The following is a 14957-nucleotide window of genomic DNA, read 5'->3' as shown; positions in this document are numbered from 1 at the left end:
GGGACAGCCATGCACTACACCACCTTCGGCCGCGCCACCGGCCTGCGGGTCTCCGAGTACGCGCTCGGCACGGCGAACTTCGGCACCCTGTGGGGCGGCGGCGCCAGCCGCGAGGAGGCCCGCAAGATCTTCGACCGCTTCGCGGAGGCCGGCGGCACCTTCCTCGACTCGGCCGACAACTACCAGATCGGCGAGTCCGAGAAGCTGCTCGGCGAGTTCCTCGGCGCCGACCGCGACCACTTCGTGGTCAGCACCAAGTTCACCCTGGGCGCCGGCCGGCCCCGGATCTCCAACACCGGCAACAGCGCCAAGAACATCCGCAGTTCGGTCGAGGCCAGTCTCCGGCGCCTCGGCACCGACTACATCGACGTGTACTGGGCCCACCTGCCCGACTCGGTCACCCCGGTCGAGGAGATCCTGGGCGCCCTCGACGGCCTCGTCCGGTCCGGCAAGATCCTCTACGCGGGCTTCTCCAACTTCCCGGCCTGGCGGATCTCCCGCGCCGTCACCCTCGCCGAACTGCGCGGACTGCCCCGCCTGGTGGGCATCCAGCTGGAGTACAGCCTCGCCGAGCGCGGCGCCGAGCGTGAACTGCTCCCGATGGCCGAGGCCCTGGGCCTGGGCGCCACCCTGTGGGCACCGCTCGGCGGCGGCCTGCTCACCGGCAAGTACCGGCAGAGCCGGAGCGGCCGGCTGACCGACTGGGACGGCCAGGCCATCCGGGTCGAGGACTCCGAGCAGCGCACCGCCGTCCTGGACGCCGTGCTCGCCGTCGCGGAGGAGACCGGCGCCCCCGCCGGGCAGGTCGCCATGGCCTGGCTGCGCGCCCGGTCGGCCCGGTCGGCCACCGCGATGGTGCCCGTCATCGGCCCGCGCACCGCCGAGCAGCTGGAGGACTACCTCGCCGCGCTCGAACTCACCCTCGAAGACGCCCAGTTCGAGCGTCTGGAGCAGGCCGGCGGGTTCCGGCCCGGCCAGCCCTACGAGCTGATCGCCAACCACCAGGACGCCGCGCTGGGCCGCGAGGGCGACCGCTTCGTCCGCCCGACCGTTCCCGTGGCCTGACCGGGCCGCACGAGCACGCACTCTCAACCGGAAAGGGAACGGCGGACCCCATGACAGACCTCGCACCGGGCGACCACGACGTCGACCCCGACGCCCACATCGCCGTCGTCGGCCTGGCGGCGCGCATCGGGCAGGCCGACGGCCTCGACGCCTTCCGCGGGTGCCGGTCCGCCGGCCCGGCGGACCCGACCGCCGGACCGCTGGCCGACCCCTACGCGTTCGACCACCGATTCTTCGGCATCTCACCGCGCGAGTCGGCGATCCTCGACCCGCAGCAGCGCCTCCTGCTGGAGTGCGCCCAGCACGCCCTGGAGGACGCCGCGCACGACCCGGCCAGGGACGAGGCGGTCGTCGGCATCTACGCGGGCGGCGCCACCACCACCCACGCGGCGCGGCTGCGCGGCCGGCCCGCCGGGGCGCCCCCGATCGACGACCGGCAGATCCGGGCCGCCACCGGGGCCGACTTCCTCGCCTCGCGGGTCGCCTACAAGCTGGGGCTGACCGGCCCCGCCGTCTCCGTGCAGGCGGCCGGGGCGACCGCCCCGGTCGCCGTGCACACCGCCGTCCAGGCGCTGCTCGGCGGCGAGTGCGACCTCGCCCTGGCCGGGTCGGTCGGCGTGCTCGGCCCCGAGGGCGCCGAGCCGGGCGGCGGCTGCGCGGTGGCCGTGCTGAAGCCGCTCCGGGCCGCGCTGGACGACGGCGACCGGATCTACGCGGTGGTCCGCGGCACCGCCGTCGGCACCACGGGGCCGGGCGAGTCCGCGGCGGAGGGCCGCGCCCGGATCGTCCGGGACGCCCTCGCGGTGAGCGGCGTCGCCGCGGACACCGTCGCCGAACAGGACACCGCCCCGGGGAGAGGCGTCACCGACACCGCGCCCGCCGCGGCCGCCTTCGTACGGGCCGTCCTCGCGGTGCACGACGGGCCCGGCCGACGGGCGGACGACACCGGGCCGCGCCGCGCGGCGGCCGGCGGTTCCGGCCCCTTCGGAACGCACGCCCACGTGATCGTCGAGCAGCCGCCCGCGGCGCCGCGGACCGGACCGGCCGCCCCCGACGCGGACGGCTGGCAGCTGCTCCCGTACTCGGCGAAGTCCGCGACCGCGCTGGCCGCCGTCGCGGCGCGGCTCGGCCGCCACCTGGAACGGGCCGCGGACGGCGCGGCGCTCCAGGACGCGGCGTGGACCCTGCAGACCGGCCGGACCAGGTACGCCCACCGGGGCTTCGTGGTGGCCCGCGACCCCGCCGGGGCCGCCGCCGCGCTCGCCGGGGTCAAGGTCAAGGACAAGGACCGGCCCCGCGGGTCGGCCGCGGACGACCCGCCGCCGGTGGTCTTCACCTTCCCCGGGCACGGCGGCCAGCACGCCGGCATGGCCCGCGGGCTCTACCGCCTCGACCCGTACTTCCGGGCCGATCTGGACGCGTGCGTGGCGCACGTCCTGGACGCCTCCGGCATCGACCTCGGCGTCGTCTACGACCCGGTGGGGGAGGCCGCCGAGGAAACCGCACGGCAGGCCGTCACGGACGGCCGGATCGCCCAACTCGCGGTCTTCGTCCTGGAGTACGCCCTCGCCAGGGCCTTCGTCCGGTGGGGCGTGCGCCCCGCGGCGGTCGTCGGCCACAGCCTCGGCGGCTACGCCGCCGCGTGCACCGCCGGGGTGTTCTCCTTCCCCGACGCCGTCCGGATGGTCCTCAAGCGCACCGAACTGCTGCTGACCCTGGCGCCCGGCGCGATGGCGGCCGTCCGGCTGCCGGAGGCCGAACTGCTGCCGCTGCTCCCCGAGGGCGTCGGGATCGCCGTGATCAGCGGCCCCGACCAGGTGACCGTCTCGGGGCCGCGCGAGCCGGTCGAGCGGTTCGTCGAGGAGCACGCGGCCAAGGGTCTGGAGACGCGCCTGCTGAAGGTGCCGGGAGCCGGCCACTCCTCGCTGGTCGACGCGGTGCTCGACGAGTACGAGGAGTTCCTCGCCGGCATCACCTTCCACCGCCCGGCGATCCGGGTGGTCTCCGACACCACCGGGACCTGGGCCGACCCGGACGAGATCCGCACGCCCGGCTACTGGTGCCGGCACATGCGCCACGCCGTCCGCTACCACGACGTCCTGGAGACGCTGAACGCCCTGCCGGGCTGCGCCCTCGTCGAGGTCGGACCGGGCACCACGCTCACGTCGCTGGCCCGGCGCCATGCCGAACTCCGCTGGAACCACCCGATCCTGCAGGGCCTGCCGCACCCGACCGACGAGACGCCCGACCCCGAGATCCTGCTGTCGACGCTGGGCGCGCTGTGGGCCGCCGGCGTCGAGATCGACTGGCCGGGACTGCACCCGCGGCGCACCCCCCGCCGGACCTCGCTGCCGGGCTACCCGTACGAACGCTCCGCGTTCCCCGTGCCCGCGGTCTGACCGCGCACCTCCCGGCACCCCGGCGTTCCGTTCGACCGTCATCCGTTCCACGACCACAGGAGAGCAGTGTCCATGGGGAAGAGCCTCTACGAGCTGGGTGAGATGCCGCCGCTCGGCTCCGTTCCGGAGAAGATGTACGCGTCCGTGATCCGCCGGAGCCGCTTCGGCGAGCCGCTGAAGTCCTTCGCCACCGAGGTCGTCGACACCCCGAAGCCGGGGCGCGGCCAGGTCCTCGTCTGGGTGATGGCGGCGGGCATCAACTACAACAACGTCTGGGCCGGCCTCGGCTACCCGCTGGACGTCATCGGCGCCCGGCAGAAGCGCGGCGAGCCCGAGGACTTCCACATCGGCGGCTCCGAGGGCTCGGGCGTGGTCTTCGCCGTCGGCGACGGCGTGGCCGGGGTCTCCGTGGGGGACCAGGTCGTGCTCTCCGGCGGCCAGTGGGACGAGACCTCGGAGGACATCCGCCTCGGCGGGGACCCGACCTTCTCGTCCACCCTGCAGGCCTGGGGGTACGAGTCCAACTTCGGCACCTTCGCCCAGTTCGCGCTCGTCGACGACTACCAGTGCCACCCGAAGCCCGCGAACCTCACCTGGGAGGCCGCGGCCGCGTTCATCCTCACCGGCTCGACCGCCTACCGCCAGTTGTTCGGCTGGGCGCCCAACACGGTCAGGCCGGGCGACCCGGTGCTGATCTGGGGCGGTGCCGGCGGGCTCGGGTCGATGGCCATCCAGCTGGTCCGCAACGCGGGCGGGCTGCCCGTCGCGGTGGTCTCCAGCGAGGAGCGCGCCGAGTACTGCCGCGGCCTCGGCGCGGTCGGCACGGTCGACCGCCGCCAGTTCTCCCACTGGGGCCGGATGCCCGACCTGAACGACCCGGCCGCGTTCGGCGCCTGGATGGGGGAGCTGCGCCGCTTCGGCCGGGCCTACTGGGAGGCCCTCGGCGACCGCCGGGCGCCGAAGGTCGTCCTGGAGCACAGCGGCCAGGACACCATCCCCACCTCCATGTACCTGTGCGACACCGGCGGCATGGTCACCATCTGCGGTGGCACCTCCGGCTACGCCGCCGACGTCGACCTGCGGTTCCTGTGGATGCGCCAGAAGCGCCTGCAGGGCTCGCACGGCTTCAACCCGGCCCAGTGCCGGGCGGTGATCCACCTCGTCGCCTCCGGGCAGCTCGACCCCTGCCTCTCCGGGCTGTTCAGCCTGCCGGAGATCGGCGAGGCCCACCAGCTGATGCACGAGAACCGCCAGCCCCCCGGCAACATGGCGGCGCTGATCAACGCGCCGCGCGCGGGGCTCACCGACCTCGCCTGAGCGGCCCTTCGAGGATGTCCGCCTGCCACCCTTGATGAACGGACGGCAATGAGCACTGATTCCATGACAGAGCGCACTCCGCTGCCGCTGCCCGCGCTGCTGGCCGGGCGGGCGGACGAGATGCCCGACACCGTCGCCTACGTGTACCTGCGCAACGGCGAGGAGGTCGGCGAGGAGGTCACCTACGGGCAACTGCACCGCGAGGTGCTGGCCAGGGCCGGCGCCCTCGCCGGGCTGGCCGGCGAGCGCCGCAGTGCCGTGCTGATGTACCCCAACGGGCTGGAGTTCATCAGGGCCTGGCTGGCCTGCACCGCGGCCGGCCTGATGGGGGCCCCGGTCCAGGTGCCGACCCGCCACCACGCGGTGCAGCGCCTGCGGACCATCGCCGACGATGCCCGCACGACGCTGGTGCTGACCACCCGTGAGGTCCGCGACCAGGTGCTCACCGACTTCGCCGGGCTGCCCGAACTGGAGGGCCTGGAGATCGTCGCCACCGACGAGTTGCCGGTGCCGGCCGCCGGGACCGCACTGCCCGTGCCGGCGCTGTCGGACGTGGCCCTGCTGCAGTACACCTCCGGCTCCACCGGAACGCCCAAGGGCGTGATGGTCACGCACGCCAACTTCTGGTTCAACGCCGGGGAGACGGACCAGCTGTGGCCGCTGGAGGACGACGGCTCCGTCGTCTCCTGGCTGCCGTTCTTCCACGACATGGGCCTGCTGCTGGGCATCGTGCTGCCGCTGTGGGCGGGCCGGCCCTCGTACCTGATGGGGCCGGAGGCCTTCATCCGCCGCCCCGGCCGCTGGCTGGAGGCGCTGTCCCGGTTCGGCGGCACGCACTCCTCGGCCCCGAACTTCGCCTACGACCTGTGCGTGCGCAGCGACAGCGTGCGCGGTTCGATCGACCTCTCGCGCTGGCGGATGGCCGCCAACGGCGCCGAGCCGGTCCGTGAGCACACGCTGCGGGACTTCGCCGGCAAGTACGCCGCCAGCGGCCTGGAGAGCGCCGCCCTCGCACCGAGCTACGGCCTCGCGGAGCACACCCTGAAGGTCAGCGGCAGCGGGCCGGGCATCGAGCCGGCGCCGCTGGTGCTGGACGCGCGGGCGCTGGGCCGGGGCAAGGTGGTCCCGGTCGCCGGCGAGCCGGAGGCCGTCACCGGGACCAGCACGATCATGAGCGTCGGCCGTACGGTCGGCGACACCCGGGTGCGGATCGTCGACCCGCACACCCTCCGCGAGGCGGCACCCGACGAGGTCGGCGAGATCTGGGTGACCGGTCCGTGCGTGGCGGCCGGCTACTTCGGGCGCGAGGAGGAGAGCGAGCGGACCTTCCGGGCGCGGATATCCGGAGCCGGGGCGGACGGGCCGTTCCTGCGCACCGGCGACATGGGGTTCGTGCACGGCGGGGACCTCTTCGTCACCGGCCGCCTGAAGGACCTGATCATCGTCAAGGGCCGCAACCACTACCCGCAGGACCTGGAGCACACCGTCGAGGGCAGCCACCCGCTGCTGCGGCCGGCCTCCGCCGCCGCGTTCCCGGTGGACGACGGCCGGGAGGAGTCCGTGGTCGTCGTGGTCGAGGGCGACAGCCGGGTGGGCCGGTACGCGAGCGCGGAGGAGGTGACCACCGCCGTGCGGGAGGCGTTGCGCCGCAACCACCGGATCGACGTCGCCGACGTGGTGCTGATCCGCCGCGGGACGCTGCCGAAGACCACCAGCGGAAAGGTGCGCCGCCGGCCCTGCCGGGAGCAGTACCTGACCGGGACCCTCAACCGGCTCGAAGCCCCGGCGGCGAAGTCTTGACCCGGATTTGACCCTTTGCTCACGGGGGTCTGACATTTCTTCACGCCGCTGTGGAGGTTCGCTGTTCCGCCGTTCGCCGGGTGTCCCAATTGCCGACTCTTCGAGGGTGGTTGACCGGTACGATCAATCCATGGAATTGCGTCAGCTGGAGTACCTCGTGGCGGTGGCCGAAGAAGCCAGCTTTACGAAAGCGGCCGCGCGCGTTTTCGTGACCCAGCCCTGTGTGAGTGCGCAGATCAGACGGCTGGAAGGGGAGTTGGGCAAGGACCTGATAGACCGGAGCGGTCGGACGGTCCAACTGACGGGTGTGGGCGCGGCGGTGCTGCCGCACGCGCGTGCGGCACTGGCCGCCGTCGACAGCGTGCGGGACGCGGTGGAGAACGTCACCGGCGTCGTGCGCGGACAGGTGGCGCTGGGCTCCGTCGCGTCCTCGCTGTCCCTGCGGCTTCCCGATCTGGTCGCGGACTTCAGCGAGAAGTACCCCGCCGTGGAGATCTCCCTGAGTGAGGGGAGCACGGAACACCTGGTCGAGGCCGTGCGGGCGGGCCGGATCGACGTCGCGATCATCGGTGTCGGCGTCGATCCGCCGGCCGGGCTGGAAACCCTGGTCATCGCCGACGAACTGCTGGTCGGGGCGGTCGGTCACGCCCACCCGCTCGCCGGGCGCGGCAGCATCACCGTGGACGAGGTGGAATCCCACACGCTGATGTGCCTGCCCGTCGGCAGCGCCGTGCGCGCGGCCTCCGACGCGACCTGGGCGGCGGCGGGCGTCAAACCCCGGGTGGCCTTCGAGGCCAGCGATCCCCGGGTGCTCGCCCAGCTCGCCTCCCGGGGCATCGGCATGGCGATCCTGCCGGAGCGGTTCGTGCTCTCCCAGCCGGAGCTGCTGCACCCGGTGCGGATCTCCAGCATGCACCTGCGGGGCGGTCTCGCCCTGGCCTGGCGGGCCGGCGGCCGGATGAGCCCGGCGGCCAAGGCCCTCGCGAAACAGGCGCGCACCCAGCTCGGCTAGCCCGCGCCGCCGGCCCTTCGCCGACCGTTCCCGATCCTCCCACCCGACCGGAAGACGCCCCGTGAACGCAATCGACCTCGCGCGACTCCAGTTCGCCGTCACGGCGACCCTGCACTTCCTGTTCGTCGCGATGACCCTCGGACTGGTCACCGTGGTCGCCCTGACGCAGACCCGGGCGGTGCGCACCACCGACCCCGTCCTGCGCGCCACCCGGATGCGGCGGGTGCGTTTCTGGGGCGGCCTCTACGTCGTCAACTACGCGCTCGGCATCGTCAGCGGGCTGGCCCAGGAGTTCCAGTTCGGCATGAACTGGTCCGGCCTGTCGCACGTCGTGGGAAACGTCGTCGGCGCCCCGCTGGCGATCGAGACGGTCGTCGCGTTCTTCCTCGAATCGACCTTCCTCGGGCTCTGGGCCTTCGGCTTCGCCCGGGTGCCGCCGCGGGCCCACCTCGCGCTGATCTGGGGCGTCGCCCTCACCGCGTACGCCTCCACGTTCTGGGTGATGGTGGTCAACGGCTTCATGCAGAACCCCGTCGGCTACGAGATGCGCGACGGCGTCGCCCGGGTCACCGACTGGGGCGCCCTGCTCACCAACGGGGCGACCTGGTACGCGGTGGTGCACATCGCCGGTGCCGTGGCCCTGATCGCCGGGCTGTTCATGGCCACCGTCAGCGCCTACCACCTGCGCCGCGACCGGGACACCGAGTTCTTCCGCCCGACGCTGCTCCAGGGCTCGTACCTCGCGGGCGGCGGCGCGCTCGTCACCGTGGTGGCGGGGTTCGTGCACCTGGGGGCGCTCAAGGACTACCAGCCGGAGAAGTACGCCGTCGTGATGGGGCAGAGCGGCGCCGAACTCGACGCGGTCCGCGCCGGGGCACAGGCCCGGTACGGCGCCGGCGACTGGATGCCGCCCGCCTGGGTGGGCGGAGCGGCCGTGCTCATGCTCCTCATCGGTGTCCTGCTGGCCTTCCTGGTCTGGATCCCGGCCACGGCCGGCCGTGGCCGGGCGGGCGGGACGCCACCGGCCCGGCGGTTCGGGCTGCGGCTCCCCGCCTTCCTGCTGCCGCTCGGCTTCCTGGCCCTGATCTGCGGCTGGCTCAGCCGGGAGGTCGGCCGGCAGCCCTGGATGGTCACCGGCGAACTGACGGTCCGGGACGCGGTCGCGGACGTCCCCGTCAGCGGGATGCTCGCCTCCCTGGTCGTCTTCACGCTCGTGCTCACCACCCTCGCCGTCGTCGACTGGGCGCTGATGGTCCGCTTCGCCAGGCTCGGACCGGACGTGGGACTGCTCGGCGACACGGACCTCTTCCCGGACGCCGAAGAGCGCGGGGCGCCGCGGGAGGACGGCCGGGGCGCACCCCCGGCGGACGTCCGCCCCTCCTACTGACCCATGCCATGAACGCACACATGTCCAGCTGATGGGGAATCAACGGTGGATGTCTTTTGGTACGCCCTGGTCGGGCTCCTCCTCGCCGGTTACCTGGCTCTGGAGAGCATCGACTTCGGCATCGGGATGCTGATGCCGTTCGCCGACACGGAAGCCGGCCGCGTCCGGATGCGGCGCGCGATCGTCCCCCGTTTCCTCGCGAACGAGGTGTGGCTGGTCGCCTTCGGCGGGCTCCTCTTCGGAGCCCTGCCCGTGGCGGAGGGCGAACTGCTGCGCGCGCTGCGGCTGCCCTTCCTCGCCGTGCTCTGCGCCTGGTTCCTGCGCGACGGCGCGCTGTGGTTCCGCCCGGCGTACGAGGGCGCCCGCTGGCGACGCACCTGGGACATCGTGCTGTCGGCCGCCAGCCTGGTCCTCGCGGCCGGCTGGGGCGCGGTGCTGGGCATGCTGGTCCGGGGACTCTCGGTCGGGCCGGACGGGCACTCGGTGGCGGCCGCGGCCGATCTGGTCCACCCCTTCACGCTGCTCTGCGCCGCCCTGGCGGTGGCCGGCTGCCTGCGCCAGGGCCTGCTCTGCGCCGCCCGCAGCCTGCCGGAGGGGAACCCGGTGCGGGTCGGGTTCGGCCGGCTGACCCGGGTGCTGACCCCGGTTCTCCTGCTGCTGCCCCTGCTCGTCGTGGTGGCCGCCGCGGTGGTCACCGACGCCCCCGTGGCGGTGGGCGTCGTCGGGGTGCTCACCGCCGCGGCCGTGTACGCCTCCGACCGGGTCCAGGCGACCGGGCGCACCGGAGCGGCGCTGCTGCTGGGCGCCGCGCCGCTGGTGGCCCTGCCCGTCCTGGTCGGCGCGGTCAACGGCACCACGGTGCTGGCCACCCACTCGGGCCAGGGCGGACTGGAGCTGTCCCGGGCGATCGCCGACTCCGGCTCCCTGACGCTGCTGGCCGCGATCGTGCTCCCGGCCCTCGTCCCGGTGACCCTCGGCCAGTTCTGGTTCTGGCGGGTTTTCACCGGGACCGGAATGCAACCGAGGTGACCTGCGGTCATAACCGCAGGCCCTGGGTGCGATAACGGAATGTTATTGGCTCCTCCCCGGCCGGTCGGTAAAATGGGGCCATGAGCAACGTGTCACACGGGCATCCGGAATCCGAGATCCGCGCGGCGATCGCGGCCGAGCGCAGGGAACTCGCCGCCGTATTCGACGAGCTGCCCGCGGAGACATGGGACGAGCCGTCGCTGTGCACCGGCTGGCGGGTCCGGGAAGTCGTCGCCCACATGTCGTTCGGATTCCGCTACTCCGTTCCCCGGATGGCCAAGGAGCTCGTCCTGGCCGGCGGCAGCCTGAACCGCATGACCGACCGCTGCGCGCGCAAGGACGCGGCCGAGTTCTCCACCGACCGGCTCGCGGCCTTCCTGCGGGACAACGCCACCCACCCGTGGAAGCCCCCGGTCGGCGGTTTCGCCGCCGCGCTCGGCCACGACGTCGTGCACGGACTCGACATCACGGTGCCCATCGGTCTCGACCGGAAGCTCCCCGAGGACCGGCTCCGCATCCTGCTGGACGCCGTCGACCCCAAGGCGTTCAAGTTCTTCGGCGCTCAGCTCGACGGCGTCCGGCTGAGCGCGGACGACCTCGACTGGAGCTTCGGCAGCGGATCGCAGGTCACCGGCGCCGCCCAGGACCTGCTGCTCCTCACCTTCGGCCGCAAGGTGCCGAAGGGCCGGCTCCGGGGTGCCGCGGCGGACCGCTTCACCCTGGGCTGAGGTCCGCCCAGCTCCGCACGGCGCGCCCGAGGGCCGCCCGGCTGTCCGCCGGGCGGCCCTCGCGCTTCCCCGGTCCGTTCACTCCGCGCCGCGGCAGGCCGGCCGCCCGCTCCGGCGGATCGGCTGCGGGCCGTAGAACGCCGCGGCGGGGTGCGGTAACCGGCCGCGGGACCGCACCGGCCGGCCGGGCCGCGAGCCGATGCCGGGGAGGGCGAGCAGGACCGGCGGACGGGTCCAGTCCTCCTGCTGGAGCACGACGTCGATGCGGGTGCGGGCGCCGGCGCAGATGTCCACCGGACCGACCGTACCCACCAGCAGCGGGGAGTCGCCCCACTGCTCGGCCGAGGTCCGCGCCCCGAGCGTCACCGCGTGCAGGTGCCAGGTGCCGGGCGGCACGTTCTTCACCCGGAAGGGCCCAGTTCCGTCGAGCTTCGTCCAGGCCGCGGGCTGCCCCTGGAGGATCGGGCTGTCGAACAGGCCGATGTACAGCGGCGAGCGCGACGTCCCGAGCACATGGGCGGTGCCCGCCACGGATCCCAGCGGGCCGCGCTCGACGGGGCTGGGGGCGATGCCGGGGTCCTCGTCCGTGTCGTGCCGGCCGATCCGCCGGTACTGGGTGGGGGAGACGCCCACCGAGGTCGTGAAACGGCGGGAGAACGTGCTGGGACTGCTGTAGCCCACCCGTGCGGAAATCTCTGCCACATTCAGGGAACTGTGCACCAGGAGGGATTTCGCCTCGTGCAGCCGAACGGCGCTCAGAAAGCGCCCTGGAGTTACTCCGGTGGCTCGCTGGAAAACCCTGATCAAATAGAATTTGCTCACCATTACCGATCGGGCCAGATCGTCCAGGACGAGTGGCTCGTGGTAATTCTGGCGAATGATCGTGACGGCGCGGCGCGCATGGTGCTCCATTCTCCGCACTCCCTGATCCGGTCGACGACGATGAGAAACGGGCGTGCGGCCGCTGTGGCGCCGTTCCGGTGTCCCGCAGAGACTGGAACGGCAGCAGGAAAGCGCGCCCGTACGAGAACAGAGTGATGTTCAGCGGAGGGTGCTGCCGGGGGAGCGGGGCGTCGCGCGGACGGGCCGCGCACCTGACACACCCGGAGGTGTCGGCGGCTCGTGCGGGCAGTCGGCCCGGAGGAGGACTCCGGCCGTGGGCGGCGATGCTGACTGTGCGGAAGACTCTTCGTGCGACGGTCCGTGCCGGAGCCGGCCCCGCCCGGGTCTGTGTTCACCTGCAGACACTCAGCAACCCCCCGTTGCAGTCTGTTACGGCGGCTTTGAGCCTTGCATACGGATCCGCTTCGAGGCAACCGACAAAACGTCGGCGGCGGATACGCAGGTCACGTGATTTATGGAAAGTTTGCCGGGGGGGTCGGCGCCGGGCGCCGGATGGGCAATCTGGGCGATGACACCGCCGCGGAGCGAACCGCAGGCTGGGAGCGCCGACGGAGCGTGTGACCCCCCGTCGGGAAACGCCGCGCAGCCGCCGCGTGCCGTCGATGGCACCTTCCCCGAACCGGGACGCGCGCTGCGGGGCCGCGATTCGTCGCGCGCCCCTTTCACGACGTGGCCGCACCGGCACGTCGAACGAACACCCCCGCGCCCCGCGGCACGGGTGGCGCTCGGTCAACGCCTTTTCCGTCGACGCCCGGCCGAATCGAGGACCGTACCGATCATGACGACCCATCAAGTTGAGCTGCTGTTCCTGGACTTAGGTCTCATCCTGCTGCTCGCCCGCGGTCTGGGCGCGCTGGCCGGCCGTCTCGGCCAGCCGCCCGTGGTCGGCGAGATCCTGGCCGGCATCCTGCTCGGACCGACGCTGTTCGGCAGCCTGGTCGCCAACCGGCTCTTCCCCGCCGACGTGCGGCCCCTGCTGGGGGCGCTGGCGAACATCGGCGTCGCCCTGTTCATGTTCGTCGTCGGGCTGGAACTCGAACACCGTTTCCTGCGCGGCCGGGTGAGGATCACCGTCGGCGCCGCGACGGGCTCGACCCTGGTGCCGTTCGCCCTCGGCATCCCGCTCGCCTTCTTCCTGCTGCGCAACCACCCGACCGAGCAGCGGGCCGCGTTCGTGGTGTTCATCGGTCTGTCCGTGTCGGTGACCGCGTTCCCGGTGCTCGCCCGCATCCTGGTCGGCCGGGGCATGTCCCGCCTCGCGATCGGCGGCCTCGCACTGGCCACCGCCGCGGTCGTCGACGTCGCCGCCTGGTCCGCGCTGGCCGGGGTGCAGGCCGTCGTCGGCGGCGCCGGCGGCTACTGGCAGGTCTCCCTGCTCGTCCCGTTCACGGTGCTCCTGCTGGCCCTGCGGCCCCTGCTGCGGCGGGTGCTCACCCACGGCGCCCCCGGGAAGGGGCTCACCCCGACGGGCATGGCCGTCGTGATGGTCGGCATCTTCCTGTCCGGAACGGCGACCGAGGCGATGGGGATGCACTACATCTTCGGCGCCTTCCTGTTCGGTGCGCTGATGCCCCGCGAGGGGACGGAGGCGACGCGCGAGGAACTCTGCGAGCGCACGGGCGAGATCACCTCGCTGCTGCTCCCCGTCTACTTCGTGGTCGCGGGCCTGAAGGTCGATCTGCGCGGGGTGGGCCTCGAAGGGCTGACCGAGCTGGCCGTCATCCTCCTCGTCGCCATCGGCGGCAAGTTCGGCGGGACGTACCTGGGTGCCCGCTCGCAGGGACTCACCGCGGAGGACTCGGGGACCCTGGCGGCGCTGATGAACACCCGGGGCCTCACCGAACTCGTGATCCTCGGCGTCGGACTGCAACTCGGCCTGCTGGACGGCCCGCTGTACTCGCTGATGGTCGTCATGGCGCTGGTGACCACCGCCATGACCGGGCCGGTCCTGAACCTGATCGAGGCCAGGAGCGCCCGCCGGGCGCCGGCCGTGGTGCCGGGCCCCGGCGCCGGGGGTGGCGCGGTCGAGGAGGACATGGCCACGGCCGGACGGCAGGGTCGTGCGTCCGGCTGAACGATTGCGGCTCGAATCAGCCGTGTTCCGGCCGGGCCCCGATGTGTAGGGTGGGGAAGCGTGAAGGCGGAGACCCTGAGAGGCAATCTGGAAGGCATGCTGCTGTCGGTGCTGGAGCCCGGGGCGCAGCACGGCTACGCGGTGATCGAGGAGCTCCGGCGGCGTAGCGGCGACGCCATCAACCTCCCGACCGGGACGGTCTATCCGGCGCTGCACCGGCTGGAGGCCGCCGGGCTGGTCGACAGCGAGTGGATCACCCACAACGGCCGTCGCCGGCGGAACTACTTCCTCACGACGGCGGGCCGCCGGGCACTGGCCGACAAACGGACGGCGTGGCGGGAGGTCTCCTCCGTGATCTCGGTCGTCCTGGGCGGGCAGCCGTGACGCACGCGGCCGTGCTGCAGAGCTTCACCGACCATGTGGCGGAGCACCTGGTCGGGCCGGACTCGCGCCGTTCGGCCATCGTCGACGAGATACTCGACGGCCTCCAGTGCGCGGCGGAGGGCAATCTGGACGTCTGCGACGACCTGGAGGAGGCGGCGCAGCGCGCCGTCCTGGAGTGGGGCGCGCCGTCCGAGGTCGCCCGTGCCTACAACGACGCCACGCTGCGCATCAGTGCCAACCGGCTGTCGCTGCAGGCGGTCTGTGCCCTGCCGCTGCTGGCGGTGGCCTGGGGTTCGGCGCTGCTCGGCGGGCCGGCCGGCCCCTGGCCGCAGCATCCGCCGCTGCTGCTGGTGGGGCTGGCGGTGGTGGGTTTCGGCTGCGTGCTGTCACTGGCGGGCGGGCTCTCCGGCATCCGCAAGGGCATCGGTTTCGAGGCGGCGGCCGCTCCGCGGGACCAGGTGGTCGCCACTGGTACGCTCGCGGCCCTGATCGGGCTGCTCTGCGTGCTGGGCGCGCTGACCCTGTTGCTGGTCAACCGGGGTGTGAGTCATCCGGAGTCGCTGGACTGGCCCAAGGTCGTCCTGCCGGCGACGCTGACGCTGCTGGCCGCCGGGTACTTCGGGACGGCCCTGAAGCGCTTCCTCTCCGTCCTGCGCGGGGCGGATCCCGTGTAGCGCCGTCTCCTGTCCGGCCCGGCCGCCGACACGGCGGTTTCCGGGGGACGTTGCACCACGTGGTCGGTCGTCCGGGCCGCGATGAGTTCACGCAGGCGCCCGGCCGGGGTCTCCCGGCCGGGCGTTTCGCGTTGGCGGCCCCGGTCTCCTCACCCGGCCCTCGGGCCGGTCGTTGCGCCGCTCGC

12 protein-coding genes are annotated in these 14957 nt (G+C 73.0%); 11 read left to right on the top strand and 1 reads right to left on the bottom strand.

The annotated features are described in order from the left end of the window. Positions 1-9 precede the first annotated feature (9 nt). The 8 genes from ACIQIB_RS17560 (at position 10) to ACIQIB_RS17525 (ending at position 10737) form a co-directional block, all read left to right on the top strand. Positions 10-1065 carry an aldo/keto reductase gene (locus tag ACIQIB_RS17560; RefSeq protein WP_363607744.1) on the top strand — a complete coding sequence of 352 codons (1056 nt, stop codon included), beginning with the start codon at positions 10-12 and terminating at the stop codon, positions 1063-1065. Between the two features lie 50 nt (positions 1066-1115). Further along, positions 1116-3464 carry an acyltransferase domain-containing protein gene (locus ACIQIB_RS17555; protein ID WP_400758794.1) on the top strand — a complete coding sequence of 783 codons (2349 nt, stop codon included), beginning with the start codon at positions 1116-1118 and terminating at the stop codon, positions 3462-3464. A 72-nt stretch (positions 3465-3536) separates the two neighbouring features. Continuing rightward, positions 3537-4781, top strand: a complete 1245-nt coding sequence (gene ccrA, locus ACIQIB_RS17550; protein WP_363607746.1) for a crotonyl-CoA carboxylase/reductase — start codon at positions 3537-3539, stop codon at positions 4779-4781. 63 nt (positions 4782-4844) lie between these two features. Next, complete coding sequence (locus ACIQIB_RS17545; protein ID WP_363607747.1) at positions 4845-6581, top strand: fatty acyl-AMP ligase; 1737 nt, start codon at positions 4845-4847, stop codon at positions 6579-6581. A 130-nt stretch (positions 6582-6711) separates the two neighbouring features. Continuing rightward, positions 6712-7593 carry a LysR family transcriptional regulator gene (locus tag ACIQIB_RS17540; protein ID WP_363607748.1) on the top strand — a complete coding sequence of 294 codons (882 nt, stop codon included), beginning with the start codon at positions 6712-6714 and terminating at the stop codon, positions 7591-7593. Positions 7594-7654: 61 nt separating this feature from the next. After that, positions 7655-8980, top strand: coding sequence for a cytochrome ubiquinol oxidase subunit I (locus tag ACIQIB_RS17535; protein ID WP_363607749.1), 1326 nt, complete (start codon positions 7655-7657; stop codon positions 8978-8980). 45 nt (positions 8981-9025) lie between these two features. Further along, positions 9026-10009 carry a cytochrome d ubiquinol oxidase subunit II gene (locus tag ACIQIB_RS17530; protein ID WP_363607750.1) on the top strand — a complete coding sequence of 328 codons (984 nt, stop codon included), beginning with the start codon at positions 9026-9028 and terminating at the stop codon, positions 10007-10009. Between the two features lie 80 nt (positions 10010-10089). Beyond that, positions 10090-10737 (top strand): maleylpyruvate isomerase family mycothiol-dependent enzyme, encoded by a 648-nt coding sequence (locus tag ACIQIB_RS17525; protein ID WP_363607751.1) that lies wholly within the window; start codon positions 10090-10092, stop codon positions 10735-10737. A 78-nt stretch (positions 10738-10815) separates the two neighbouring features. On the opposite strand, the gene ACIQIB_RS17520 is transcribed toward ACIQIB_RS17525, so the two are convergent. Next, entirely contained in the window at positions 10816-11649 is an 834-nt protein-coding gene (locus ACIQIB_RS17520) for a helix-turn-helix domain-containing protein (RefSeq protein ID WP_363607752.1), read from the bottom strand. Between the two features lie 769 nt (positions 11650-12418). Here ACIQIB_RS17520 and ACIQIB_RS17515 point away from each other — a divergent pair. Genes ACIQIB_RS17515 through ACIQIB_RS17505 form a run of 3 tightly spaced genes read left to right on the top strand, consistent with a single transcriptional unit; the run spans position 12419 to position 14772 of the window. Beyond that, on the top strand, positions 12419-13714 hold the full coding sequence (locus ACIQIB_RS17515) for a cation:proton antiporter (protein WP_400758790.1): 1296 nt from the start codon (positions 12419-12421) through the stop codon (positions 13712-13714). Between the two features lie 60 nt (positions 13715-13774). Further along, on the top strand, positions 13775-14098 hold the full coding sequence (locus ACIQIB_RS17510; RefSeq protein ID WP_363607754.1) for a helix-turn-helix transcriptional regulator: 324 nt from the start codon (positions 13775-13777) through the stop codon (positions 14096-14098). Next, positions 14095-14772 carry a hypothetical protein gene (locus ACIQIB_RS17505; protein ID WP_363607755.1) on the top strand — a complete coding sequence of 226 codons (678 nt, stop codon included), beginning with the start codon at positions 14095-14097 and terminating at the stop codon, positions 14770-14772. The genes ACIQIB_RS17510 and ACIQIB_RS17505 overlap by 4 nt, the downstream gene beginning before the upstream one ends. The last annotated feature ends 185 nt before the right edge of the window (positions 14773-14957 follow it).

The organism is Kitasatospora sp. NPDC092286 (assembly GCF_044755565.1).
GTDB lineage: Bacteria > Actinomycetota > Actinomycetes > Streptomycetales > Streptomycetaceae > Kitasatospora.
Note: the sequence above shows the minus strand (reverse complement) of the source record. Positions and strands in the feature narration are given on the sequence as shown.

Bases quoted from the DNA above. Each gene is read 5' to 3' on its own strand.
- ACIQIB_RS17515 (WP_400758790.1), top strand. From the start codon at position 12,419: ATGACGACCCATCAAGTTGAGCTGCTGTTCCTGGACTTAGGTCTCATC.
- ccrA (WP_363607746.1), top strand. From the start codon at position 3,537: ATGGGGAAGAGCCTCTACGAGCTGGGTGAGATGCCGCCGCTCGGCTCC.
- ACIQIB_RS17560 (WP_363607744.1), top strand. From the start codon at position 10: ATGCACTACACCACCTTCGGCCGCGCCACCGGCCTGCGGGTCTCCGAG.
- ACIQIB_RS17520 (WP_363607752.1), bottom strand. From the start codon at position 11,649: ATGGAGCACCATGCGCGCCGCGCCGTCACGATCATTCGCCAGAATTAC.
- ACIQIB_RS17540 (WP_363607748.1), top strand. From the start codon at position 6,712: ATGGAATTGCGTCAGCTGGAGTACCTCGTGGCGGTGGCCGAAGAAGCC.
- ACIQIB_RS17555 (WP_400758794.1), top strand. From the start codon at position 1,116: ATGACAGACCTCGCACCGGGCGACCACGACGTCGACCCCGACGCCCAC.
- ACIQIB_RS17545 (WP_363607747.1), top strand. From the start codon at position 4,845: ATGACAGAGCGCACTCCGCTGCCGCTGCCCGCGCTGCTGGCCGGGCGG.
- ACIQIB_RS17525 (WP_363607751.1), top strand. From the start codon at position 10,090: ATGAGCAACGTGTCACACGGGCATCCGGAATCCGAGATCCGCGCGGCG.